This window comes from Staphylococcus sp. HMSC036D05, assembly GCF_001836225.1.
In the GTDB taxonomy this organism is placed as follows: domain Bacteria; phylum Bacillota; class Bacilli; order Staphylococcales; family Staphylococcaceae; genus Staphylococcus; species Staphylococcus caprae.
In genome coordinates, this window is record NZ_KV827783.1 from 36,541 (window position 1) to 61,839 (window position 25,299).

General features: G+C 34.9%; 21 protein-coding genes and 1 riboswitch. Of the genes, 11 read left to right on the forward strand and 10 right to left on the reverse strand.

Going from position 1 to position 25,299, the window contains the following annotated elements; all coding sequences use genetic code 11:
- Positions 1-109: 109 nt before the first annotated feature.
- Complete coding sequence (locus HMPREF2580_RS10295) at positions 110-1,276, reverse strand: M20 family metallopeptidase (RefSeq protein WP_070832704.1); 1,167 nt, start codon at positions 1,274-1,276, stop codon at positions 110-112.
- Between the two features lie 185 nt (positions 1,277-1,461).
- Here HMPREF2580_RS10295 and HMPREF2580_RS10300 point away from each other — a divergent pair, with 185 nt between their 5' ends.
- The 3 genes from HMPREF2580_RS10300 (at position 1,462) to HMPREF2580_RS10310 (ending at position 4,909) form a co-directional block, all read left to right on the forward strand.
- Positions 1,462-2,649 (forward strand): glycine C-acetyltransferase, encoded by a 1,188-nt coding sequence (locus HMPREF2580_RS10300; RefSeq protein WP_070832707.1) that lies wholly within the window; start codon positions 1,462-1,464, stop codon positions 2,647-2,649.
- Positions 2,650-2,806: 157 nt separating this feature from the next.
- Complete coding sequence (locus HMPREF2580_RS10305) at positions 2,807-3,313, forward strand: GNAT family N-acetyltransferase (protein WP_070832710.1); 507 nt, start codon at positions 2,807-2,809, stop codon at positions 3,311-3,313.
- A gap of 636 nt (positions 3,314-3,949) precedes the next feature.
- Positions 3,950-4,909, forward strand: coding sequence for an ornithine cyclodeaminase family protein (locus HMPREF2580_RS10310; protein WP_070832713.1), 960 nt, complete (start codon positions 3,950-3,952; stop codon positions 4,907-4,909).
- Positions 4,910-5,436: 527 nt separating this feature from the next.
- Here HMPREF2580_RS10310 and HMPREF2580_RS10315 read toward each other — a convergent pair.
- The 3 genes from HMPREF2580_RS10315 to HMPREF2580_RS10325 all read right to left on the reverse strand — a co-directional run bounded on the left by HMPREF2580_RS10315 (position 5,437) and on the right by HMPREF2580_RS10325 (position 8,712).
- The gene (locus HMPREF2580_RS10315) at positions 5,437-6,207 is read right to left on the reverse strand and encodes a DeoR/GlpR family DNA-binding transcription regulator (RefSeq protein ID WP_037541126.1); all 771 of its coding nucleotides are present in this window, start codon (positions 6,205-6,207) and stop codon (positions 5,437-5,439) included.
- Between the two features lie 174 nt (positions 6,208-6,381).
- The gene (locus tag HMPREF2580_RS10320; RefSeq protein ID WP_044466953.1) at positions 6,382-7,617 is read right to left on the reverse strand and encodes an MFS transporter; all 1,236 of its coding nucleotides are present in this window, start codon (positions 7,615-7,617) and stop codon (positions 6,382-6,384) included.
- A 27-nt stretch (positions 7,618-7,644) separates the two neighbouring features.
- Positions 7,645-8,712 (reverse strand): alcohol dehydrogenase catalytic domain-containing protein, encoded by a 1,068-nt coding sequence (locus tag HMPREF2580_RS10325; RefSeq protein WP_070832716.1) that lies wholly within the window; start codon positions 8,710-8,712, stop codon positions 7,645-7,647.
- A gap of 228 nt (positions 8,713-8,940) precedes the next feature.
- Between HMPREF2580_RS10325 and HMPREF2580_RS10330 the strand changes: the two genes are divergently transcribed.
- The gene (locus HMPREF2580_RS10330) at positions 8,941-10,575 is read left to right on the forward strand and encodes a ribulokinase (protein WP_070832718.1); all 1,635 of its coding nucleotides are present in this window, start codon (positions 8,941-8,943) and stop codon (positions 10,573-10,575) included.
- A 63-nt stretch (positions 10,576-10,638) separates the two neighbouring features.
- On the opposite strand, the gene HMPREF2580_RS10335 is transcribed toward HMPREF2580_RS10330, so the two are convergent.
- Positions 10,639-12,366 carry a 5'-nucleotidase C-terminal domain-containing protein gene (locus tag HMPREF2580_RS10335; protein WP_070832721.1) on the reverse strand — a complete coding sequence of 576 codons (1,728 nt, stop codon included), beginning with the start codon at positions 12,364-12,366 and terminating at the stop codon, positions 10,639-10,641.
- 314 nt (positions 12,367-12,680) lie between these two features.
- On the opposite strand from HMPREF2580_RS10335, the gene HMPREF2580_RS10340 reads away from it, so the two are divergent.
- The 3 genes from HMPREF2580_RS10340 to HMPREF2580_RS10350 all read left to right on the forward strand — a co-directional run bounded on the left by HMPREF2580_RS10340 (position 12,681) and on the right by HMPREF2580_RS10350 (position 15,874).
- Positions 12,681-13,640 (forward strand): NAD-dependent epimerase/dehydratase family protein, encoded by a 960-nt coding sequence (locus tag HMPREF2580_RS10340; RefSeq protein ID WP_044466951.1) that lies wholly within the window; start codon positions 12,681-12,683, stop codon positions 13,638-13,640.
- A 293-nt stretch (positions 13,641-13,933) separates the two neighbouring features.
- Positions 13,934-15,010, forward strand: coding sequence for a branched-chain amino acid aminotransferase (locus tag HMPREF2580_RS10345; protein ID WP_070832724.1), 1,077 nt, complete (start codon positions 13,934-13,936; stop codon positions 15,008-15,010).
- 159 nt (positions 15,011-15,169) lie between these two features.
- Positions 15,170-15,874 (forward strand): HAD family hydrolase, encoded by a 705-nt coding sequence (locus HMPREF2580_RS10350; protein WP_002441130.1) that lies wholly within the window; start codon positions 15,170-15,172, stop codon positions 15,872-15,874.
- Positions 15,875-15,997: 123 nt separating this feature from the next.
- Here the strand turns inward: HMPREF2580_RS10350 and HMPREF2580_RS10355 are convergent, their stop codons facing one another.
- The 4 genes from HMPREF2580_RS10355 to HMPREF2580_RS10370 all read right to left on the reverse strand — a co-directional run bounded on the left by HMPREF2580_RS10355 (position 15,998) and on the right by HMPREF2580_RS10370 (position 19,667).
- On the reverse strand, positions 15,998-17,299 hold the full coding sequence (locus tag HMPREF2580_RS10355; RefSeq protein WP_070832727.1) for an LLM class flavin-dependent oxidoreductase: 1,302 nt from the start codon (positions 17,297-17,299) through the stop codon (positions 15,998-16,000).
- 57 nt (positions 17,300-17,356) lie between these two features.
- Entirely contained in the window at positions 17,357-18,109 is a 753-nt protein-coding gene (locus HMPREF2580_RS10360; protein WP_070832730.1) for a 3-oxoacyl-ACP reductase, read from the reverse strand.
- 106 nt (positions 18,110-18,215) lie between these two features.
- Positions 18,216-18,315: riboswitch (TPP riboswitch) on the reverse strand.
- A gap of 76 nt (positions 18,316-18,391) precedes the next feature.
- Complete coding sequence (locus HMPREF2580_RS10365) at positions 18,392-19,057, reverse strand: deoxynucleoside kinase (RefSeq protein WP_070832732.1); 666 nt, start codon at positions 19,055-19,057, stop codon at positions 18,392-18,394.
- Positions 19,050-19,667 carry a deoxynucleoside kinase gene (locus tag HMPREF2580_RS10370; RefSeq protein WP_044466950.1) on the reverse strand — a complete coding sequence of 206 codons (618 nt, stop codon included), beginning with the start codon at positions 19,665-19,667 and terminating at the stop codon, positions 19,050-19,052. The genes HMPREF2580_RS10365 and HMPREF2580_RS10370 overlap by 8 nt, the downstream gene beginning before the upstream one ends.
- A 66-nt stretch (positions 19,668-19,733) precedes the next feature.
- Between HMPREF2580_RS10370 and tadA the strand changes: the two genes are divergently transcribed.
- The 3 genes from tadA (at position 19,734) to HMPREF2580_RS10385 (ending at position 21,790) form a co-directional block, all read left to right on the forward strand.
- Positions 19,734-20,240: a tRNA adenosine(34) deaminase TadA gene (tadA, locus tag HMPREF2580_RS10375; RefSeq protein WP_070832735.1), complete on the forward strand. Its 507-nt coding sequence runs from the start codon at positions 19,734-19,736 to the stop codon at positions 20,238-20,240.
- Positions 20,241-20,331: 91 nt separating this feature from the next.
- Positions 20,332-21,207, forward strand: coding sequence for a Cof-type HAD-IIB family hydrolase (locus HMPREF2580_RS10380; RefSeq protein ID WP_070832738.1), 876 nt, complete (start codon positions 20,332-20,334; stop codon positions 21,205-21,207).
- Positions 21,208-21,223: 16 nt separating this feature from the next.
- The gene (locus HMPREF2580_RS10385; protein WP_002441143.1) at positions 21,224-21,790 is read left to right on the forward strand and encodes an NADPH-dependent FMN reductase; all 567 of its coding nucleotides are present in this window, start codon (positions 21,224-21,226) and stop codon (positions 21,788-21,790) included.
- Positions 21,791-22,023: 233 nt separating this feature from the next.
- Here the strand turns inward: HMPREF2580_RS10385 and HMPREF2580_RS10390 are convergent, their stop codons facing one another.
- Positions 22,024-23,514 (reverse strand): glycosyltransferase family 4 protein, encoded by a 1,491-nt coding sequence (locus HMPREF2580_RS10390; RefSeq protein WP_070832741.1) that lies wholly within the window; start codon positions 23,512-23,514, stop codon positions 22,024-22,026.
- Between the two features lie 240 nt (positions 23,515-23,754).
- Here HMPREF2580_RS10390 and HMPREF2580_RS10395 point away from each other — a divergent pair, with 240 nt between their 5' ends.
- Positions 23,755-25,053 carry an MFS transporter gene (locus HMPREF2580_RS10395; protein WP_070832744.1) on the forward strand — a complete coding sequence of 433 codons (1,299 nt, stop codon included), beginning with the start codon at positions 23,755-23,757 and terminating at the stop codon, positions 25,051-25,053.
- The last annotated feature ends 246 nt before the right edge of the window (positions 25,054-25,299 follow it).

A 25,299-nucleotide genomic window follows, 5' to 3' on the forward strand; every position in this document is an offset into this window, starting at 1 on the left:
CGATACTCGAAATACAACCACTTGATATATTTTCAAAAGTAAAAAAGGTAGCATATGAGTGCTCACTTGTTTAAAAGTAAGAATCATACACTACCTTTGTATCTAAAAACTAAAATACCTGTTCAATTTCTAAAATCTTCAAGAATTCACTTGCTGCATATTTAAAAGCTGTCTCATCAATATCGAAATATGGATTATGATGAGGTGCTGTAATTCCTTTATCCTCATTACCACAGCCTGTTAAGAAGAAAGCACCAGGACGTACTTTAAGATAATGTGAGAAATCTTCTCCAATCATCATCAAATCAGACTCATTAAATCTCAAATGTAAATCATTTGCTGCTTGTTTAACGACTTCATATGCTTGAGGATGATTATGCACTGGAAGATATCCTTTAATATACTCCATCTTATATGTGATGTCGTTAGCAACTGCTAACCCTTGTAAAAGTTTATCCATTTTTTCTTGGATATGATTTTGTAGTGCAGTATCAAAGGTGCGAACGGTTCCTTTACAGAACGCGGTATCAGGAATCACACTATCTGTAGAACCTGCTTGAACCATGCCAAACGTTAATACGGCTTCTTTAACTGGATCAATCGTACGAGAAACAATCTTCTGAGCACTCAATATAAATTCAGCCATGATAACGATAGGGTCAATCGTTTCATGAGGCTTTGCACCATGACCGCCTTTTCCTTGGATCGTAATACTAAATTCATCAGGCGATGCCATAATCGCTCCGGGTCTTGAATAAATTGTGCCTGAAGGATAACCACTCCATAAATGCGTTCCATAAATCTTATCAACATCTTGAAGACATCCAGCATCAATCATTTCTTGAGAACCACCTGGCATGATTTCCTCACCATATTGAAAAATGAACACCACATTACCCTTCAACAAATGACGATGTTCATTCACAATCTCAGCAACGCCAAGTAAGATGGCAGTGTGACCATCATGACCACATGCATGCATACAGCCTTCATGTTTAGAGCGATATGGAACATCATTTAATTCTTGAACAGGTAAGGCATCAAAATCTGCACGAAACGCAATTGTAGGACCGTCTTCAGCGCCTTTGAACGTCGCCTTAATACCATTGCGTCCAACTGGCGTTTCAATATTGCATGATAACTGGCTTAATTGATTCACAATAAAGTCATGTGTACGTTTTTCTTCAAAAGAGAGTTCAGGATATTGATGTAAATATCGTCGCAGCTGAACCATTCTCTTCTCTTTTTTGCTTGCCAATTGGAACCAATCAAACACGTTTATCACTTCTTCCGTCATATTATCGTTATAAGTATATCATTATTGCCATAGCTACAGTAGACCTTCATATGAATTATTTTCAAGAGTGTTAAACAGTTATAATGCTCAAATGATAAGGCTTTCATGATTTTGAAAATTAAGGTATCATTAAAGAAAATAGACAATGCAAGGGGGATTCCATTGTGGTTCAATCACTACATGAGTTTTTAGATGAAAATATTCAATACTTAAAAGACAACGGCTTATACAATGAAATTGATTCAATTGAAGGTGCCAACGGTCCTGAAATTAAAATTGATGGAAAAACATATGTTAATTTATCATCAAACAACTACTTAGGACTAGCAACAAACGATGATTTAAAAGCAGCAGCCAAACAAGCTATCGATACACATGGTGTGGGTGCAGGTGCTGTACGATCTATTAATGGTACGTTAGATTTACATGATGAATTAGAAGAAACACTTGCAAAGTTTAAAGGAACTGAAGCAGCTATCGCATATCAATCAGGGTTTAACTGTAATATGGCTGCTATTTCAGCTGTCATGAATAAGAACGACGCGATTTTATCTGACGAACTCAACCATGCTTCTATTATTGATGGCTGTCGTTTATCTAAAGCTAAAATTATCCGTGTAAATCATTCAGATATGGATGATTTACGTGCAAAAGCTAAAGAAGCGGTAGAGTCAGGTCAATATAATAAAGTGATGTACATCACTGATGGCGTATTCAGTATGGATGGAGACGTTGCTAAACTACCAGAAATCGTTGAAATTGCTGAAGAATTTGGTTTATTAACATACGTTGACGATGCGCACGGTTCAGGTGTAATGGGCAAAGGTGCAGGAACAGTTAAACATTTTGGATTACAAGATAAAATCGATTTCCAAATTGGCACATTGTCTAAAGCAATCGGTGTAGTAGGTGGTTATGTTGCCGGATCTCAACAATTAGTCGACTGGCTGAAAGCACAATCAAGACCATTCTTATTCTCAACATCACTTGCACCTGGAGATACGAAGGCTATTACTGAAGCTGTTAAAAAGTTAATGGCTTCTACAGAACTACACGATCAGTTATGGGAGAATGCACAATACTTAAAGGATGGACTTTCTAAATTAGGGTTCGATACTGGAAAATCAGAATCACCAATTACTCCAGTAATAATTGGTGATGAGAAAGATACACAAGCGTTCAGTAAACGTCTTAAAGAAGAAGGCATCTACGTTAAATCAATCGTCTTCCCAACAGTTCCTAGAGGCACTGGCCGTGTAAGAAACATGCCTACAGCTGCGCACACGGAAGACATGTTAGACAAAGCGCTCGCTGCTTATGAAAAGGTCGGAAAAGAATTAAATATTATATAAATTGCTATTATATAGGGAGTGGGAAATGAAAGTAATGTTACTAAATTATATTTCTAACCCACTTCCTTAATTTTTTCTATTTAAAATGCTTTAATATGATGGGGCATTCATTTTACAATAAAAAGTGACAAGAATGGATGAGAAGAGGTATGACGGTGTGGAAGAATTAAGGCAACTTACGTATAAAGACGAAGAAGCATTCAAAGTTTATATTCAAGAATGGTATGACAATGATGAGAAAGTAGTCCCAGGAAATACAAATTTGAAAGAATATCAATCATTTAAAGCTATGGTTGATGAGCTTAATCAAGAAAAGCCGAGTGAGGGTGGTGTTCCTTCAACGACACTATTCTATTTTGTTGACGGAAATATCGTGGGCGCAGTAGATATTAGACATGAACTAAATCATAGGTTAAGTAATATTGGTGGTCATGTTGGATACGGTGTCGCGTCATCATATAGAGGTAAAGGGTATGCCTCAATCTTATTAGGACAAGCTCTTAATTATTTAAAATCTCTCAATGTTGAAACAGTGCTCATGACTACAAATCCATTCAATTATGCCTCACAAAATGTAATAAAAAAGTACGGTGGCTATGAAATCGAACCCTATATTAAAAAGAATGGGAAAGTCGTTAATCGATATCAAATTTTGAATAAATAATAAAAATAAAAAAATCATCCTTCGAAAACGAAGAATGATATGTGTCAAAAGTTAGTTAAATAGTTTTGCTTATATAAAAGCAAAATCGCAAGGTAATGTGTTAGTGCACATTGCCTTTTATTTATAAATAAAAGAATAGCACGGAATTTACATTGTCACAACATAAATTTAATAAATCCAACACTTTTGTTTCAAATATCGGATTTAGTCAATATATCATCTAGAAAAGTTAAATGCTTATGAACCATAGCACATGAAAATAAAGTCACATAAATAGGAGCAAACAATGAAGTATTTAATTTATGGAATGAACCTATTGAATTATCTTATTTTAATCATTTGTATTTGTATCAATTTCAACAATATAAGTAAATTTGGGCTAGATATTATATCAATTTTTGGTTTGTTTAGTATCACTTTACTTATCATTTCATTATGCTTGAGATTTCTACTTCAACGTCAAAATTTGATTAAAAATGTTCTTAATGTCAGTATTTTCATTAATCTCTTTAATGTCATTGTACTTCTTCCAATATTACTACCGATTTTGTTTTAAAATTAATTAAAGTGTTACATCCTCTTTTCATAGGGAATGTTATTAAAAAAGAGGCTTTTTCATTAATAAGGAGTGATTAAATGCGATATTTAAACGAACAAACTCAAGCAGAGTTATTAAATATGAATGAAGTTATCGAAGAGGTAGGACAAGCGCTTCAGGCATTTTCTGAAGGTAAAACAGAAACACCGCTACGACATGTCATACCATTTAATGAAGAGAATCGTTATTTAGTCATGCCAGCATTATCAGATGAATTAAAAATTGTTGGGTTAAAAACAGTTTCATTTGTTCCTGACAATCCTAAAAAAGGAAAATCAACGATTACTGGTTCAGTCATATTAAGCGATTATGAAACAGGGGAAACGCTAGCAGTATTAGATGGTGGTTATTTAACTAAAATTAGAACAGGCGCGATCTCTGGTGTTGCTACCAAATACTTGTCTCGTGAAGATGCTAAAGTATTAACCGTCATTGGTGCTGGTGTACAAGCTGAAGGTCTCATAGAAGCTGTAATGGCTGTAAGAAATATTGAGGAAATTCACTTTTCAAGTAGGACAAAGGAAAAGGCTGAAAAACTTGCTAAAGCAACTCAACAACAATTCGGAGTTAAAGTAAAAGTTTATGATGAAGCGGATGAGGCAATGGAAGGAGCAGATGTTGTTGTAACAGCTACAAATGCTTCAAAGCCAGTATATTCACATACGTTACATCCGGGCGTACATCTTAATGCAGTAGGATCATTCAAACCTGATATGCAAGAGTTACCTTCAGAGTCTATGATGGTTGCTAATAAGATCGTTGTTGAATCAACTGAAGCGGCTATGGAGGAGACAGGTGACTTAAAAGTGCCTCAAGATGAGGGTGTATTGACTGATGATATGTTATACAGTGAGTTAGGTGATATCGTCTCAGGAAAGAAAGCGGGTCGTGAAGACGAAAAAGAGGTCACATTATTTAAATCAGTAGGATTAGCAATTGTAGATATCGTTGTTGCACAGTATTTTTATAAAAAGTCACTAGAAAACGAAAAATCATAATCAGACGAGGGTGAACAAAAGCATTATCCTCAAAAGATAAACAAAAAGTAGCAGTAAGATGATTTTCCATTGAAGTCATCTTGCTACTACTTTTTTAATGGAATTATGTCCCGAACTACTATTAAAATCGATTATGGTCGGCGACGATAATTTGAAATAATGCGCATAACGTTGAGCACACAAAGAAACAGAAATCCAATTAAACTAAAGCTACAAAGAAGAATACGAGTTAATTCTTGTTTCGTGCAAAGGATATGTATATCTTGATAGATAAAACATATAAACACGATTAAAGAAATGATTAAACCCAGTTGTTCTTGTTTATATGTTTTTGGTGCCTCTTTCATGTCAATCATCCTTGTACTTTACGAGTATATAATAAATGATACCGTTCTCAATTATCATTTTCAAATATTTTCAAAAAAGAGGGTGTTCACTCTGACTTCAGACAAACCTCAGACTGAATAGAAGAGATTAATGCTTTAAGTTATTTCCCGAGAAATAATACTTCCAAATAACATGATAAACTATTCATAATCTTTGGGATCAATTGCTACAACGTTCGAACATACTTCACGATATGCACTTAAATCATGTTGGTTATCTGTAATAAGTGTATCAATCTTTTCAATTGGACTCACTTGATAGAATGCAACTTTATCTAACTTCGTACTATCAGTAAGTAAATAGACTTCATGCGCTTGTTCGACCATTTGTCTTTTTGCAGCAATAAATTCTTCACTATAATGCGTCATACCTTTGACAGCGTCTAAAGCAGGCGTCGCTATAAATGCCTTCATAGAATTAAAGGATTGTAATGTTTGAGTTGTTATAAAGCCGTTGAGTACATAGTTATTATGATATAATACGCCACCTGTTACGATGACACGATGATTCGTGGAACGTAAAACTGAGGCAATATGAATATCATTAGTGATGACAGTGAGATTCTGTTTATGTACTATCGCTCTTGCAAATTGTAATGTCGTTGAGCCAGAATCAATGATGAGTGTATCTCCGTCATTGACAAATTCCGCTGCCTTTTGACCGATTCCTAATTTTTCATAGTAGTTTGTAGTTTCTCGATCATCAAAATTAAGTTCACTTGATACGTCAGTGCTGTTTAAGACGACACCACCATGTGTACGTCTAATTTGATTATATTGTTCAAGTTTAATTAAATCACGACGTATGGTTGCGTCATGTACGTTGAACTCTGCAGCTAAGGTATGAACAGTTGCAGTTTTATGCTTTTTCAAGTATGAAATTATATTTTGTTCTCTTTCTGCTGGTAACATAGGCGTCGTCTCCATTTTCGATATCATTGATTTGTGTAAAATGTATGATACGTATTTGTATCTCGAGATTTTATATTAATTTTCAATAAAAAGAGTTATCTTCAACGTTATTATAACAAACGAAGAGAAAAGGCTGTAGAAAGAAAGGAACTAATTCTCTCCACAGCCTATTACCTATTCTATTTCACCGTATTGTTGACTTTTAGGCATCTTTATAAAGAACGTTAAAATAGTACTAATGAAATACAATATACCAAGAATCCAAATGACTCCTAAATCACCTAAAGGATCTAAGAAGAATCGTACAATCATAGGACCTACGAATACAGGTAAGCCTGCACCTAAGTTTAATATAGAAAGTGTAGCACCTTTGTCTTTCTTAACGAGTGAAGGGATTAAAGCAGTTAAAGGAACATAAGCTGCGATGAAGATACCCCAAGCAACACCGACTACTGTAAGTAAGATAATATTACCATGAGTCCAAATAGGCACATAGCCCATTAATAGACATGAAATACCACTACCAATACCACCAAAAATCATAACAGTATTACGCCAACCAATTTTATCACCGATTATTCCCCAAATTAGATTAAAGACGATATTTCCGAAGAAAATAGCTGACCATACAGCAAGCCATTTAGAGGTAGGAATACCATAATGTTCTAAATAGAGAGGTAGGAATACAGGAAATGCAAATTGTGCAGTTGTGTTAATTACACGGACAATACCGCCTAAAAGAACTTTAGGTTGTTCCACTACAATTGTAAAACCTTTGCCCATCTCTAATAATTTAGATTTAGCATTACTTTTATCCGTAGGTAATTTATCTCGATTCAACGCTAACGCTAAAATAGCACCGAGAATAACCCAGAAGAGTGAGCTCCATAATGTTCCAATATGTCCGAAATATTTAATCGCGAAAATTGAGTATAACGCACCTAGCACATTTAAACCGCCAGTAAAGACGAGCCAGAACCAACCAACTGCTGCGCCTAAAGTACGTTGTTCAGAACGATAAGAAATCCAAACTAAGAAAGAATAGGCGAATAGCGGATAACCTAGTCCTCTTAATGCATAAGCTGGATACATAATTGCTAAACTTTCTGATGGTAGGGCAATACCTACGAAGCAGACAGTTCCAATCACATATAAAATGAGCCCAATAAACATCGTACGTTTTCCACCAAGTGCTTCTGCAAGTACACCACTGAACCAACTTGCAATGGCTACTGTTATACCGTAACAACTGAATAACCAACTTACTTCGTGACTATTAAAACCATTATGTTGTAAGTATGGACTTAGCCATCCAATTTCTAAGCCATCACCCATCATAAAGACAAGTATACCTATATATCCCCAAACAATTTTGCGTGGCATACCTAAAATAGTGTTTTGATTTATCATATGACTCTCTCCTTAGATGTAATTAACCTAAGCCCAGTGATATTGAAGATATGTTTTCTTCCAACCTTTATGAGCTGCAGTGTCATCCATTGCTTTTTTAAGATCCTCAGTGCTATAAATATCATAGTAATCTTCTGGAATTAATTTTTTTAATGCTTCTTGGTATTCCTCGTTTTCGAATGCTTGAATTAATTGTTCGAATTCTCTTTTTGTACTTCGAGAACTACCAGATAGAGTTAATCCTTTTTCTAAGACATCTCTCGTATTTATTCCAACAAGTTCTTCAGTGACACCCATCAATACGAGTTGGCCTTGACGATCGATTAAATCAATCGCTTGGTTAATTGCTGACTCTGAGAATTTACCACCACAACATTCAAACACAGTATGTACACCTCTATGACTGTTAAAGTCATAATCAAAAACAAGATGCGTTGTAGCAAAACTTTCGAATGATTTTAATTTCTCTTCAATCGCACCGAAGACAATTAAATTTTCTTTATCGATACCATAAATGTAGTGAAGTGCAGTAGCAGCAAGATAGCCTACAGGTCCGTCACCAAAGACTGCTACTTGAGGAGAAGACTGAGTTGTGACTTCTTTTAATTGATTAATTGGAAATAGTGATACAGAACAAAGTTCTGCTAATAATGCGACGTCTTCATCCAAATGATCAGGAATTTTTACGATATTTTCTCCAGGTACGACCATTCTATTTTGGCAAATACCGTCATAGCCGCTACCCATAAACACGGCATTTTCATCGTAATTATCTAATAAATCTGTCTCTACGAAATCACCTGTTCTAAGACGAGATGGAATATTTGGTACAATCACTACTTTGTCGCCTTTATTAAAATTAGGATGTTTCGATTCTTCGATTGTGCCAATACCTTCATGGAATAATGCCATAGGTAATTTTTTCTCTAACGCTTCTTTACGACGATTACCTGTGTAATAACGTAAATCTGCGTGACACACACTTGCTTTTTTAGGATTTACGATGACATCTCCATCGTTAAATTCATGTGTGATAGTAGTGAATTCAAATTCTCCCGGTTTTACTAAACGATATGCATCTGCATTAATGCTCATTTATGTTCAACTCCCCTTAATTCGATTGCTCTTTTTTGTTTATGTGAATAATAGTAAACGCTTACAATTGTAATTGTCAATCACTTTTGTTCGAAATCTGCACATTTATGTTTCGTTGGAAACTTTATCATTGATTTATTGTTTATTTATGCTTATTATTTAAGAAAACGCTTTCTTAAGCTATTGATAAAGAGATGTTAAAGATAGATACTATCGGGGGTATTACGAATGACATATAGTATAGGTGTAGATTATGGTACAGGCTCAGGTAGAGCTTTTTTAGTGAATACAGATAATGGGAGCATTGTTGCTAAGTATGTAAAGCCGTATACACATGGCACAATAGAACGATCATTAAATGGTACAAAGTTACCTCAAAGTTTTTCTTTACAAAATAGTAATGACTATATGGAAGTTTTAGAAGAAGGGATACCAGCAATTATTGAAGAATCTGGTGTCGATGCGAGTGAAATCGTAGGAATTGGAATAGATTTCACATCTTCTACGGTCATGTTTACAGATGAACATTTAACACCGATTCATAACCTGCCGGGGTTCGAAAATAATCCGCACGCATACGTCAAATTATGGAAACATCATGGAGCTCAAGCTGAAGCAGATTTACTATTTCAAACAGCACTAGATAACCAAAATCGTTGGCTAGGATATTATGGATTTAATGTGAGCAGTGAATGGATGATTCCAAAAATTATGGAAGTGAAAAATAAAGCGCCTGAAGTTATGAATGTGACTCAGAATATTATGGAAGCCGGTGATTGGATTGTTAACCAACTTACTGGTCAAAATGTGAGATCGAATTGTGGGCTTGGTTTCAAATCATTTTGGGAAGAAAATGAAGGATTCCATTATGATTTATTTGATAAAGTCGACGATGAATTATCTGCAATCGTGCGTGACAAAGTCGATGCGCCAATCGTAAAAATTGGAGAAACAGTTGGTACAATATCTAAAGAAATGGCTCAGAAATTAGGTTTGAGTAAAGAAACAAAGGTCAGCCCATTTATTATCGACGCCCATTCTAGTTTATTAGGTATTGGTTCACAAAAAGATAAACAAATGACGATGGTTATTGGTACAAGCACTTGTCATTTGATGCTTAATGAGGAGCAACATAAAGTCCCAGGTATCTCTGGTTCGGTAAAAGGCGCAATTATTCCGGAATTGTATGCATACGAAGCTGGTCAATCAGCAGTTGGAGATTTGTTTGAATACGTTGCGAAACAAGCACCGAAAGAATATGTAGATGAAGCACAACAAAGAGACATTTCAATATTTGAATTATTAAATGAAAAAGTTGAACATCAATTACCAGGTGAGAGTGGGTTGGTTGTGTTAGATTGGCACAATGGTAATAGAAGTGTACTTAGTGATAGCAATCTTAAAGGTTGTATATTTGGAATGTCTTTACAAACAACGCATGAAGAAATATATCGTGCTTATTTAGAAGCTACTGCGTTCGGTACTAAAATGATTATGCAACAGTATCAAAGTTGGAATATGGATGTAGAAGAAGTCTTCGCTTGTGGTGGTATTCCTAAAAAGAATCCTCTAATGATGGATATTTACGCTAATGTGTTAAATAAAAAAATTACAATCATTGATAGTGAGTATGCACCTGCTATAGGAGCAGCAATACTAGGTGCGTTATGTGGTGGGGCACATAGTAATTTAAATCAGGCAATTGATGCAATGAAAGAACCTGTACTATATGAAATTGAGCCAACACCAGAGAAAGTGAAACGTTACAAAAAGTTATTTAGTGCGTATAAAGAACTTCATGACATACATGGTTATAAAAAAGCGAGAATTATGCGCAATGTGGGTAAACTAATGGAAGTATAGAACGATTATTAAATTTTGAAAGTGACTCTGAGAATAGAGGTTCAACTCAGAGTCACTTTATTTTTATGCTGACTTCTTATGAGGTTGTGCTGTTTTTGATGTTGAATTTTTAGAGTGAGTATGTTGGTTAGAATCACTTGTGGATTTCTTAGCTGAGCTTGGTTTACCATTAATCACTCTTACAGGATGAGTAGTATTATATTTACTTAGATCATGTTTTTGGATATAACTGCCTACAACTTCGTCTAACGAAATACCTTCTTCACGTTTTCCTCCAAACATATCATACCCATCACCTTTATTAGCAGTGAAGTCATTCGTAGCTACATAATATGTCTTATTAGGGTCTAATTTTTCAAACTTTCCAGTATCGTGATTAACCACTTGAATGTCTTTCACTCTTGAACCAGATTTTTGATTGATATCATAATAAACGCGTATGGATTTAGAAACCTGTAAGAAACCGCCGTTTGATGAGAGTTGTTTCTTGCCATTCTTAGTTTCAGTTGGTGCACTTAAGCTATGTTCAAAAGCTTTCTTCACATCTGAACCTTTAACTTTAATTTGAGATATTAAATTACCGAAAGGAAGAACAGATATAATATCATATTTTGTAACCTTGCCTTTGGAAATTGATGCACGAATACCGCCACCATTTGTGATAGCGAAATCAGGTTTATGTTTAAAGTTCTTAGTTGCATAATCTTCCATTGCATCCGTAATTAAATTGCCTAGATTTGTTTCTTGTTTGCGAGCTATATTTCTTTCGCCGTTTAATTCGACTTTATTATTAGGAATGACAACAGTGGAAGTTTGTTTTTTGAATTCATCATTTGCTTTATTGACTTGTTTCTCAAGAGCTGGGTCAGCTTTCACATTGCTTGTGTCTTTAACATTAATCAAACTCGCTGTTAAATCTGAAACTTTACCATGGTTAAAAGTGAAATCAATTTTACCAACATTTTCTAAAGCAGTCCCAGTTTGAGCTAAGATGTTATTATGAAATTTCATACCATGTTTAATAGCTGTATGAGAATGACCGTCTAATACAATAATAGGTTGTTTAAATGATTTGTCCTTCGATAATTGATCTGTTAAATAATCACCTCGCCACTGTTCTTTCGTATTTTTATCGATACCAAGGTGAGATAAAACAATATAAACGTCAACTTTGCCGTCAATATGTTTCATAGCATTTTTAACGCTATTTAAAGGATCTTTAAACTCTACATTCTTAACAGCGTCTGGAGAAGTTTTAATTTTGGTTTCTGGAGTTGTGACGCCAATAATTCCATAACGTACGCCGTTTCTTTTAATCACTGTGGAAGGTTTGAAAACTCTTTTCCCGTTTTTATAAATATTAGAAGAAAGCATCGGAAATTTCACTTTACTTTGTAACTTTAATAATTGGTTATAGCCAAAGTCGAATTCATGGTTACCGATAGCCATGGCATTATAACCAACCGTATTCATTGCTTCAGCCATTTCTTCACCTTTTGAATGGTTTGAAACAGGTAATCCTTGAAAGGCATCTCCTGAATCTAGAACTAAATCAGGATTTTCTTTATTTTTTAATCCTTTTAATTTTGGCATGCCTATCACACGACCTTTTTCTTCTACAAAGCGACCGTGAATATCATTTGTATGTAATATCTTATGTTTACTTAGAGACTGCTCTTGATTTGAGTGACTCGTACTAGTATGTTCGGTTGCAAAGGCGTCATTTCCGTTAGGTACAATACCTAAACCAACGAGTAGTGTAATGATGATACTAATAAGTATTCTCTTCATATTTTCCTCCTTTATAAAAATGGATTTACAATGTAATATTACCATATAAAAAGAATAGATAATTATTTTATTAAAATTTTTAACTTTAAATTTAGACCTATTTAACAAAAAGTAAAATCACTGAGTATAAAGCACAATAACTAATATGGTTATAACTCCAAATTTTCATAACTCCAAATATTATTTTCATACAATTATGTGCTCACTACATATACAAGAAAGCGCTTTTATAATATAATATAGATGTAAATTAAGAATATGTACATACCAGAAGGACATCGCATTTTTATAAATGAACAAGGGGAGATTTCGTGATGAAAAAGATAATGATTACAGGCGCATTAGGACAAATTGGAACCGAGTTAGTTGTGAAATGTAGGGAAATTTACGGTACTGAAAATGTATTGGCTACTGATATAAGGGAACCTGAAGTCGATTCTCCGGTTCAAAATGGACCGTTCGAAATTTTAGATGTTACAGATAAAGATCATATGTTTGAATTAGTAAAAGACTTTGAAGCAGATACATTGATGCATATGGCAGCATTATTATCTGCGACTGCTGAAAAGAACCCATTATTTGCATGGGATTTAAATATGGGTGGATTAATGAATGCCTTAGAAGCGGCACGTACATATCACTTGCAATTCTTTACACCAAGTTCTATTGGGGCGTTTGGTGCGTCAACGCCTAAAGTCAATACGCCACAGGTAACAATTCAACAGCCTACAACGATGTATGGTGTAAATAAAGTCGCAGGTGAATTATTATGCCAGTATTATTTCGTTAAGTTTGGTGTAGACACTCGTAGTGTAAGATTCCCTGGACTTATTTCACATGTGAAAGAGCCTGGCGGAGGTACAACAGACTATGCAGTAGAAATATACTTTAAAGCAGTGAGAGAGGGTCGTTATACAAGTTATATCGATAAAGACACATACATGGATATGATGTACATGGATGATGCGATCGATGCCATTATTAAATTAATGGAAGCTGATGGTGCTAAATTAGAAACACGCAATGGATATAACTTAAGTGCAATGAGTATTGAACCTGAAATGGTTAAGAATGCGATTCAAGAATTTTATCCAGACTTTGAATTAGATTATGATGTTGATCCAGACCGTCAACAAATTGCATCAACTTGGCCAGATAGTATTGATACAAGTTGTTCTCGAGGCGAATGGGGATTTGATCCTAAGTATGATTTAGCTTCAATGACAAAGGTAATGCTTGAGGCTATCGAAGAGAAAGAAAAGGTTGCTAAATAACCACTCACTATTTACAACGAAGTTCACTTATTTTTTACTCCTTTTAAAGTTAAAATTCTTTAAAAGGGGTTTTTTTAATTTGTTGCGAAGTTAATTTCTTATTCAAGTATTTTGTATAATATAAATAATGAAACTTGTAACTTTAGTATGGTAATGTTTAACTAATTAAGAATACATAATTACATTTGGGTATTTATTTTGAATATTTAGAAAACTTATTGAATAGTAAATATACGATTGATATAATCTAATATAACTATTCGATTGGGAGAAATTATTAGGAGGCAATAATCATGTCAGAAAAAGTAAAATTTGAACAACGAGATAACTTAAAAGAGAAGCCAGATCCATCCAATTTAGGCTTCGGTCAATATTTCACAGACTACATGTTAAGTCTGGATTATGACGCAGATAAAGGTTGGCATGATATGAAGATTGTGCCTTACGCACCATTAGAAGTTTCACCAGCTGCGCAAGGTTTACATTATGGTCAAGCAGTTTTCGAAGGTCTTAAAGCATATAAACATAATGATGAAGTCGTTTTATTCCGTCCAGACCAAAATTTCAAACGTATTAATAATTCATTAGCACGTTTAGAAATGCCTGAAGTAGATGAAGAGGCTTTACTAGAAGGATTGAAACAACTTATTGATGTTGAACGTGATTGGGTACCAGAAGGAGAAGGACAATCTCTATACATTCGTCCGTTCGTCTTCGCAACAGAAGGTATTCTTGGTGTACGCGCGTCTCAACAATATAAATTATTAATTATCTTATCACCATCAGGCGCTTATTACGGCGGAGATACATTGAAAGCAACAAAAATTTATGTTGAAGATGAATATGTACGTGCCGTTCGCGGTGGTGTAGGATTCGCTAAAGTTGCTGGTAACTATGCTGCTAGCTTACTTGCACAAACCAATGCTAACAAGCTAGGATATGACCAAGTTTTATGGCTAGATGGTGTTGAGCAGAAATATGTTGAAGAAGTGGGTAGCATGAACATCTTCTTCGTTGAAAATGGAAAAGTAGTTACGCCAGCATTAAATGGTAGTATTTTACCAGGTATCACTAGAAAATCAATTATCCAATTAGCTGAAGATTTAGGATATGAAGTTGAAGAACGTAAAGTTTCTATCGAAGAATTATTCAATGCTAACGATAAAGGTGAACTTACAGAAGTATTTGGTTCAGGTACAGCAGCAGTTATTTCACCTGTTGGTACACTTCGCTATGAAGACAGAGAAATTGTTATCAATAACAACGAACCTGGTGAAATTACACAAAAACTTTATGATACTTATACAGGAATCCAAAGTGGCAAATTAGAAGATAAATACGGCTGGAGAGTAGAAGTCCCTAAATATTAATTTGTCTTTTTCAGAAAGAGCTTTCTCATATGAGAGGGCTCTTTTTTAAATACCATCTTTTCAATAACAATCCTCTTTTCTATAATTATCGATGTCTCTATATTACAATAATAAATAAACGTATAAACTAATAAAATCATTTTCAGGAGAGAAGCAAAGATGGAATGGATATTATTTGATAAAGATGGCACACTCATCGAATTTGATAAAAGTTGGGAGAAAATTGGTGTCCGCCTCGTTGATAAACTATTAGAAACATTTCCAGTTCATGACAAAGAGGTTGCGCATCGTCAACTTGGAATTATCGATGACAAAATTGTTCCTGATTCAGTGATGGGCTCAGGATCTCTAGGAGATATGATTAAATCTTTTAATGATGTGACGGGTCAAGATACAACGGACTGGACAAGAGATACAAGTCAAGAACTTGTTGATACGAGAGTTCCTGAAAATAACTGGATTGAAGGCGTACAAGATGTAATTCAAGAACTTAGAAATGAAGGCTATAAAATTGGTATTGTCACAAGCGATACGAAAAAAGGCGTGAATCAATTTTTAGAGGAAACACAGTCGAAATCATTATTCGATCTCATCATCTCTACAGAAACACATGCCGAAGAAAAACCTAATCCAAAAGTCTTGGCACCCTTATTTGATGCATATGATGTTTCACCTAATCAAGTGGCGATTATAGGTGATACAGCCAACGATATGAAAACGGCAATTAATGCTAAACTAGGTCTAGGCATTGGTGTACTCACTGGGATTGCTAAAAGAGAAGAATTGCATGAAGCGGATGTCATTATTGATAGTGCTAAAGATGTGAAACAAATTTTAGATCAGTACAAAAATGAATCAAATTGATATAGAAAAGCGTGGGAACTTGAATCACTATACTAAACCAAAGTACAACTTTTGGGTACAGTACAGACTCAAGAAAAAGACCACGCTTTTTAAAATATCTTAGTTGCGCTATAACGTTTTGCTTTATTCTAATCCTAAACGCATACGGAAAGTTTCATCTTGATAAGCACTTCTGAATCGTCCACGTTTTTGTAATTCAGGTACAATCAATTCCACAAAATCTTCTAAACTATAAGGTAAAGAAGGTGGCATAAGATTAAAACCATCAGCGACGCCTTCGTCTATCCATTTCTCCATAGTATCTACAATTTCTTCGGGAGTGCCTATGAGAGTAAGATGGCCACCACCCGCGCTCAAATATCCTAGTAATTCGCGTACAGTAGGTTGTTTGTCTTTAATAATGGCGAGCACTGTTTCATAACGGCCAACGGGGCCTTTGAACGCTTCAACAGGTGGTAAGTCTGGCACAGGTTGATCCAGTTCCCAATTTGAACAATCTTGTTGAACGAAAAAGCTCAATTGCTTTAAGGCATCTTCAATAGGTAGGTAACGATCTAATTCTGCTTTTTTAGCCATTGCTTGCTCGTGTGTCTCTGCCACGTACGTAACTAAACCAGGAAAAATTTTGATGGCTCTATTTGGGTTTTCACTTTTAGCAACGGCATCAGACAATTTGTCACGGTAAGCCCGTGCTTGTTCAATATTCCAAGACACAGAATAAACAGCATCAGCATATTTTGCAGCTAATGCGACGCCCTCTTTAGAGGCGCCAGCCTGCATGGATACTGGTTTTCCTTGAGGGCTTTGTGGCGTTGTTAATGGCCCACGTACTTGAAAGTTGTCATCTTTATGATTGAATGGTTGAATATCGCTAGATTCTAGTATTTTATCGTCCTGTCTGTTAGGAACGAAAGATGATGTTGACCATGATGTAAACAATTGGTTCATGACTGACGCAAATTCATCCGCTTTTTTATAACGTTCAGGTCTTTCTGGTAACTTTTTAAGACTGTGATTTTGAGCTTCTGCATCGGTCATTGATGTGACTAAGTTCCATCCCACTCGACCTTGAGTTATATGATCTAGACTGAGTAATTGTCGTGCTGCTGTAAATGGATTTGAAAAGGTGCTAGAGATTGTGGGTACCAAACCAACATGAGAGGTCACTTGAGCAATTGTGGTTAAATTAATGATAGGGTCAAACCAAAACGCAGGCAACGTTGTATCATCACTTGCATTAAAAGCTTGATTATCTGCAAAAAATACAACATCAAAATATCCTCTTTCAGCAATTTGAGCCAGATGCTGATAGTACGATATGTCTCCGATTTGTTCTATATAAGAATTATCCATTCGCCATGCTGCTTGATGATGTCCACATCCATAAAGTAAAACACCTATGTTAAGTTCACGAGATTCTTCCAATTATGACACCTCTTTGTCTCTCTATTTTAATAAAGAATGACTCGAAAAATTGAGGCATTAATTCATTGTTAATCCGCCATCAACTGTAATATTTTGACCAGTGATGCCACGAGCTTCATCTGATGCCAAATAGGCCACCATATTTGCTACATCTTGTGGTGTAGTTACCTTTTTTAAAGGTGTAGTTTGAGCAATTAAATCAAATACTTCAGGTGTCGTGACTGCACTTGCGTCTGTTGTTTTTAATAATCCTCCAGAAACGACATTTGCAGTAATCCCATATTGTCCTAACTCTGCTGCAATGTTACGTGTGAATCCTATCAAGCCAGCCTTTGCAGTAGTATATTCATGATAAGGAACTACAGGGTTTTGATATAAATTTGTGCCGATATTTATAATTCTGCCACCTTGCTGGTTGATAAATTGCGGGATGACACTTTGAGTGACATTGAATGCAGCTTTTAAAGTGCCGTCCAGTTGTTGTTGGTAATCATCCCATGATAAATCTTTGAAACTTTTTTGTTGATTAGGATCAAATTTAAAGTTAACTAACGCATTATTAATCACAATATCGATCTTTCCAAAGTGTGCTGTAGCTGTTTCTATCATTTGGTAAACTTCATCACGACACGTGACATCTGCTTGAATTGCGATGGCTTTTTCATCACTTATATGTTCAATCAACGCTTCGGCTTTTTCTTTACTCTGCTTGTAATTGACGACGACATTATAACCTTTCTCAATTAATGTTTGAGCGATTTTAGCGCCTAGACCACGACTGCTTCCTGTAACGATTGCTGTTTTAGACATAATAATCCTCCAATAAAATAATTGTAATTAGGTAAAAAAATGCACAACCCTTCCGTAAGAAAAGTTGTGCATCTTAGTGATTAAATATTTAAACAGTTTAATGGTAAGATTGATGTCCACACTTTCCTACGCTAGTTCGAACTAGTTCAGGTTCAAAGGGTTTGGATTGTCTCCATCTCAGTTAAAAAACACCCCTAGTGCAAATAATTAACTTGTAATATTAACGTATATTTAATTTAAATGGTTGTCAAACATAGGATGTGAGCTATGTTTTAAGTTGTTTTACGATCTTGTATCTACATTTCGATGTGTCTGTATAATGTGTGCAATTTTCTCAATAATTGGATCTAATGAATCGAAATCTTCATGAATATCATACTCATTGATATTGACGCGTACGACAGGACACGCATTGAAATTGTTAATCCAATCTTCATAACGTTTAAATAACTTCTTCCAATATTCTGGTTCTGTATTGATTTCCATGTCACGACCACGTTGCTTAATACGGTCAATGACCTCGTCATAATCACATTCTAAATAAATCAGTACATCTGGTTTTGGAAAATAAGGTGTCATTACCATAGCATTAAATAATTCTGCGTATGTATGGTAATCTTCCTGACTCATTGTACCTTGTTCTTCGTGCATTTTCGCAAAGATATCAACATCTTCATAGATAGAGCGGTCTTGCACAAACCCGCCACCATATTCAAACATACGTTTTTGTTCCTTGAAACGTTCCGCTAAAAAGTATATTTGTAGGTGAAAACTCCAACGTTCGAAGTCGTGATAAAATTTATCTAAGTAAGGATTATGATCAACATTTTCAAAAGAAGTTTTAAAATTTAATTTGTCAGCAAGTGCTTGCGTTAATGTAGATTTACCTACACCTACAGTACCTGCAATCGTAATCACTGCATTTTGAGGAATGCCAAAATTATTCATCTTTGCTATCTCCAATCATGGGTTTTATTAATTCTAAAATTTCTTTATAATCGTTATCATTTTCCACAAAATCTTTCTCGGTTGTATCAATAAGGATCACGTTTGCGCCTTCCTTTTTTAAAGATTCATAATAGGCTTTATAATCTTTTTTCAATGTTAATAAATAATCATCTTCAATTGTATGTTCGAAGTCACGATTACGTTTGGCTATTCTAGATTTCAAAATATCTAAATCTGCATCTAAAAAGATAATCATATTAGGCATTTCAAGATCCTCAGTTAAAATATCATAAATACGGCTGAATTTATCAAATTCTTTCTCATCTAACGTATTGCTCGCAAAAATTTTATTCTTATGTATGTGGTAATCACTTACAACACCTTGATCTAACGCTTCAAGATCTCTAATTTGTTTATATCTATTACACAGAAAGAACATTTCAGTTTGGAAACTCCATTTTTCAATATCGTCATAAAAATCTGAGAGAAATGGATTTTCGTCAACAATTTCTCGTTCTTCATAATAGTTAAGCGTCTGACTGAGCTTGTGTGCAAGTGAGGATTTACCTACACCTATAGGTCCTTCAATTGCAATAAATGGTTTATTCATATTCACTTCTCCAAATGTTAAAATAGACATTGAGTATTGTACCATAAGTGAGGTATTGCAACACATATGAGAACTGATAATGATTACATGCGTTTAGCAATTAAAGAAGCAAGAAAGGCTCAAGAACTAGGGGAAGTTCCAATTGGCGCTGTCATCGTGAAAGATAATCATGTTATTGCTCGCGCTCATAATTTGAGAGAAACATTACAACAACCCACGGCTCACGCGGAACACATTGCTATCGAACGAGCGTCAGAAGTGATTGGGAGTTGGCGTTTAGAAGATTGCACGTTGTATGTCACTTTGGAACCGTGTGTGATGTGTGCAGGTGCAATTGTGATGAGTCGCATACCACGCGTCGTTTACGGTGCTGTTGATCCTAAAGGTGGCTGTACAGGGAGTTTAATGAACTTATTAGCACAGCCGCAATTTAATCACAGAGCGATAGTTGAGTCTGGTATTTTGGAAAATGAATGCAGCACACTGCTACGTGAATTTTTCAAAAATATACGCCAACAAAAGAGAGCCCTCAAACAAGCCAAGATACAAAATGACACAAATTTGTTAGAATAACTGTGTAAATTAAAGGTGACTATTCACGTTCGCCTTTTCAAAAAATAAAACATAAATATTACCTTCAAACAGGAAGAAACGAGGTCAATGAATGATAAAGTTAATTGCAACAGATATGGATGGAACGCTACTTAATGCAGCACATGAAATTACTCCAGAAAATCAAGCAGCTATTAAATTTGCGCAAGAACACGGTATTACAGTCGTTATCGCAACAGGACGTGCCTTTTACGAAGCGAATACGCCCGTTGCTGAAACAGATTTGAAAGTACCATATATCTGCCTGAACGGAGCGGAAGTTCGCGACGAAACGTTCAATATCATGAGCACGTCTCATCTCAATCATTCCTTAGTAAATAAGATTACAACTACGTTGAAGAAGGAAGACATTTATTATCAAGTCTATACAAATAGAGGAATTTATACAGAAGATCCTCAAAGAGATTTAGAAATATATATTGATATCGCTGAACGTGCCGGTCAAAAAGCAGATGTTGAAAAAATTAAAAATAGTATTCAAAAACGTATCGATAATGGAACTTTAAAAATTGTAGATAACTATGACAAAATTGAAGAGATCCCTGGCGAATTGATTATGAAAATTTTAGCGTTCGATTCTGATTTAGGAAAAATTGATCTTGTAGGTCAAGAACTAGCCAAATCACCTAATCTTGCCGTTTCTTCTTCTTCAAGAGGTAATTTAGAAATTACGCATTCAGATGCGCAAAAAGGGATTGCCTTAGCGACCATTGCTAAACAACTTGGTATTGACTTAGACAATGTCATGGCACTCGGAGATAACTTAAATGATATTTCGATGCTAGAAAGAGTAGGCTACCCTGTAGCCATGGATAATGCTGCACCAGAAGTGAAAGCTGTGGCTAAGTATGTCACTGATTCAAATGAAAATAGTGGCGTCGGTAAAGCAATTATGAAATTTTTAAAAGATGAAAATCAATTATCATAAACAAGAGGTGTAAATAATGAAAGGATTAATTATAGTAGGTAGTGCTAGAGTAGGTTCACATACGAACGCGTTAGCTAAATACCTTACAGGTCAATTAGACGAACACGGGGTGGATGTTGAAATATTCGATTTAGCTGAAACACCTATTCATCAATTAGACTTTTCAGGTACAACTCAAGCGGTTGATGAAATTAAGAAGAATGTGAAAGATCTTCAAGAGAAGGCTATGAATGCTGATTTCTTCATTCTAGGAACGCCTAATTATCATGGTTCATATTCTGGCATTCTTAAAAATGCACTCGACCATCTCAACATGGATTACTTTAAAATGAAACCCGTAGGTCTAATTGGTAATAGTGGAGGCATAGTAAGCTCAGAGCCTTTATCTCATTTAAGAGTGATTGTACGTAGTTTATTAGGTATTGCCGTACCAACGCAGATTGCTACACATGATTCAGATTATGCTAAATTGGACGATGGTACATTATATTTAGAGGATAATGAATTCCAATTACGTGCAAAATTATTCGTAGACCAAATCGTCTCATTTGTAAATAATAGTCCATATGAACATTTGAAATAAAGCGTATCATAGCGAACGGTTCCTCTATTTATTACAATCGCTATTTCCTAGAGGTTCCTCATACACTGTCGACAAAGCTTTTGCTTTTGTTGGCAGTGTTTTTTGTAACATAAATTTCCAAATAGTATCCCTCTAAAAAAGGGGGGGATAGAAACATAATTTAGCCCTCTACTGCCCATATGTTAAAGAAGGCTAAGACAATAAATAATGCCTTAGCCGCCTGTCCAATACAACTAGTTAAATAAACTTAATAGCTGTTCCCATCTTTTTATAATGGCGTTTTTACTATAATTTTGTGACGTTTCAATACTGTTTTTGGAATACATTTTTTGTAATTCAGGATTTAAAAGTAAATTTCTAACCTTTTCATATAGCTGATTCTCATCATTAAAATTAACGAGTAATCCGTTATAATCATTGATAATTAATTCGCTTGGCCCATATTTAATATCATAGCTAATCGTAGGTACACCATGTGATTGTGATTCTAATAACGCTAATGAAAAACCTTCCATATTACTTGTTACTAAACTTACATATGCTGTCTTGAACTCGTCAGTCAAATCATTAATAAAACCTCTTAGGAATACATGATTATTTAAATGATATTCTTGAATTAAATCTTTTAGTTTTCTTTCTTCAGCACCAAATCCATATAAATGTAATTCAATATGAGGGAATTCTTCTTTTAATTTATTTACAAGTCGAACCTGTTGTTCTAATTGTTTTTCAGGAGAATATCTCGCCACTGATATTAATTTTTGATTCTGATAACCGAAGTTAGACTCAGTTGCCTCCTCTGAAAAGCCTACAGGAATCGCATAAACAGGAATCATATCACGAATTCTATGGCTCACATCTTCTTTTTGTTGTTGTGTCGAAACAACGATTGCACGATAACGCCCTAAATGGTCGAACACACCTTTATACACATTTTTTATACGAGAGTGTTCTAAATCGCTGATATCTTTGACATGCGTACTATGTAAAACAGCGACTACAGGAATAGTGTTTGATACTGAATTGAAAACATGTGATGTAATTAAATTTCTATCACTAAAGAATACATCGCCATTTTGATATAATTTTTCTATGAAAAATGCACCTAATTCATTGTCATTATTGAAAAATAAGACTCTTTCACAGTAATTCAATAGTATTTTCTTTGCTACATTAGGTTCATTTGAATCGATATCAAAGTACTTTTCAATTTTTACTTCGCCACTTGGAGAATAATAAAACTCTGATTGTATTTTTTGATCTGTTGATAAAATTCTTGTACAACTTAAAAATCCGCGCGTATCATAGAGTTCTCGTTTAATTTTTCTACGAGATGTATCAAAATAGTTGATATAATCAATTTTTCGTAGTGTGTCATCACTAAAATGAGCGTACATAATAAAGTTTTCACCATCATACACCCGCACATCGTTCGCTTGGTGCACATCTCTAACTGTATAGCCACATTCTTCTTCCCAATAATGTAACCAATTTTTACTAAATATAGACATCACATTTGTTGCTTCTTGGAAATAATCATACATATTAATGTAATCTTCATTAGTTATATAATTTGAAGCCGTATCTGTTAAATAACGATTCCATGCTAGTAGAACAATTTTTGCTGAATAATGATATTCTTTAAAAAGATTTAAACGATTAATAATAGCTTTTTCTATACCAGTTATTTTTTGACCTATATTATTTCCTACAAAATAAAACATTCAATACCTCTTAAGTTTAAATTTATTTTACAAATATTGTAACATAATAAAATCTTTAAATATAAAATGAACTAAAAATAAAAAAATAGAAAAATTGATTAACCCTACTAATATCAACGATTTGCATGTAATCAAACTAACCTAACAGTCAGAAAATTTAAAATATTGTTAGCGCTTACACACATTTTTATGATAGACTTACACGGAAGAGATGTTTCAAATAAAGGGGTGGGGGATACAATGAAACGTTATCGATATTTTATTATTACGATGATTGTTATTATGACAATGATTAACTACATCGATCGTGGCGCAATTTCTTATGCACAAGAAGATATCATAAAGGAATTTGGCTTTGACAATATTGCTTGGGGATCTATCCTAGGCTACTTCGGTTACGGTTATATGTTTGGTTCATTACTAGGTGGAATTACAGCAGATAAAAAAGGACCCAAATTTGTTTGGATTTTAGCGGGCGCAGCATGGTCAATCGTTGAAATTGCTATGGCATTTGCGGGCGAACTCGGTATAGCTGTATTTGGAGGTTCAGCACTTGCAGGTTTTGGTTTACTGCGCGTACTTTTCGGTATCTCAGAAGGACCAATCTTTTCAACAATTAGTAAAACAAATGCTAACTGGGCAGCGCCAAAAGAACGTGGCGTATTATCAGCCTTAGGATTAATTGGTGTTCCATTAGGCGCACTCATTACTGCACCAATTGTGTCAGGTTTCCTAACAGTAGCGAACTGGCGTATACTCTTTGTTTTATTAGGGATTCTCGGTCTAGTCTGGGTTATGATTTGGGCAAAGGTTTTTACAGATTATCCAGAAGATAATAAAAAGGTTTCAGAAGAAGAGTTGGACGAAATCCGATCCACGGAAGATAGTCTAAATGTCGAGAAAACAGTAGAAACAGAAGACGCAAGTGAAAAATGGTATCATTTTTTCAAAAGTCCAACACTTGTCGGGAATATGATTGGCTACTTTGGATTCCAGTACGTGAACTTTCTCATTTTGACTTGGACACCAAAGTATCTCCAAGATGAATATCATTTTCAAATCCATTCATTATGGTATCTAGGAATGATTCCATGGATTGGCGCATGTTTTACTGCCTATTTCGGCGGTCAAATGTCCGATTGGCTCCGTAAAAAGACGGGTAGTTTAAGAATCGCACGATCATATTTTTCAATTGCAGGCATGATTTGTGCGGCAATCTGTTTCTTAATTATTCCATTCACACATAGTATTGTCGCTGTCATGATACTGATGATGCTCGGTAACGCATTTATCTTCCTACCAAACGCTGTTTATTGGGCAGTCATTATTGATACAGCACCAAATAAGACAGGCACATATGGAGGGATTACACACTTCTTTGTTAATACCGCTACTGTGATTGCACCAACATTAACGGGTTATCTCGTTGCAACACATGGTTATTCAACGATGTTTATCTCAGCAGTTGTCGCTTCAATCATTAGTATTGTAGCAATGTGCTTTGTTAAACCAGGTGAGAAGAAGATGGCCAAACATTAGCTTACGCCTGACGCAACTTTTATTTGGTAAAAGGTCTATGCTATACGCTCATGAGAAGTTATAAATTTAATTAAAGAAAAAACAGGCATTGCTTCGCACGTAGTGAGGCAATGCCTGTTTTCATAACAATAAAAGTATATTATTTAGACTGTAGAAAACCTTATTAAACGATTAAGTAGGGAAACTAATACTTCGTATTGTTTAGCTCCCTTGCCACGGGCATGGCTTGGGAGTGATACAGAATTC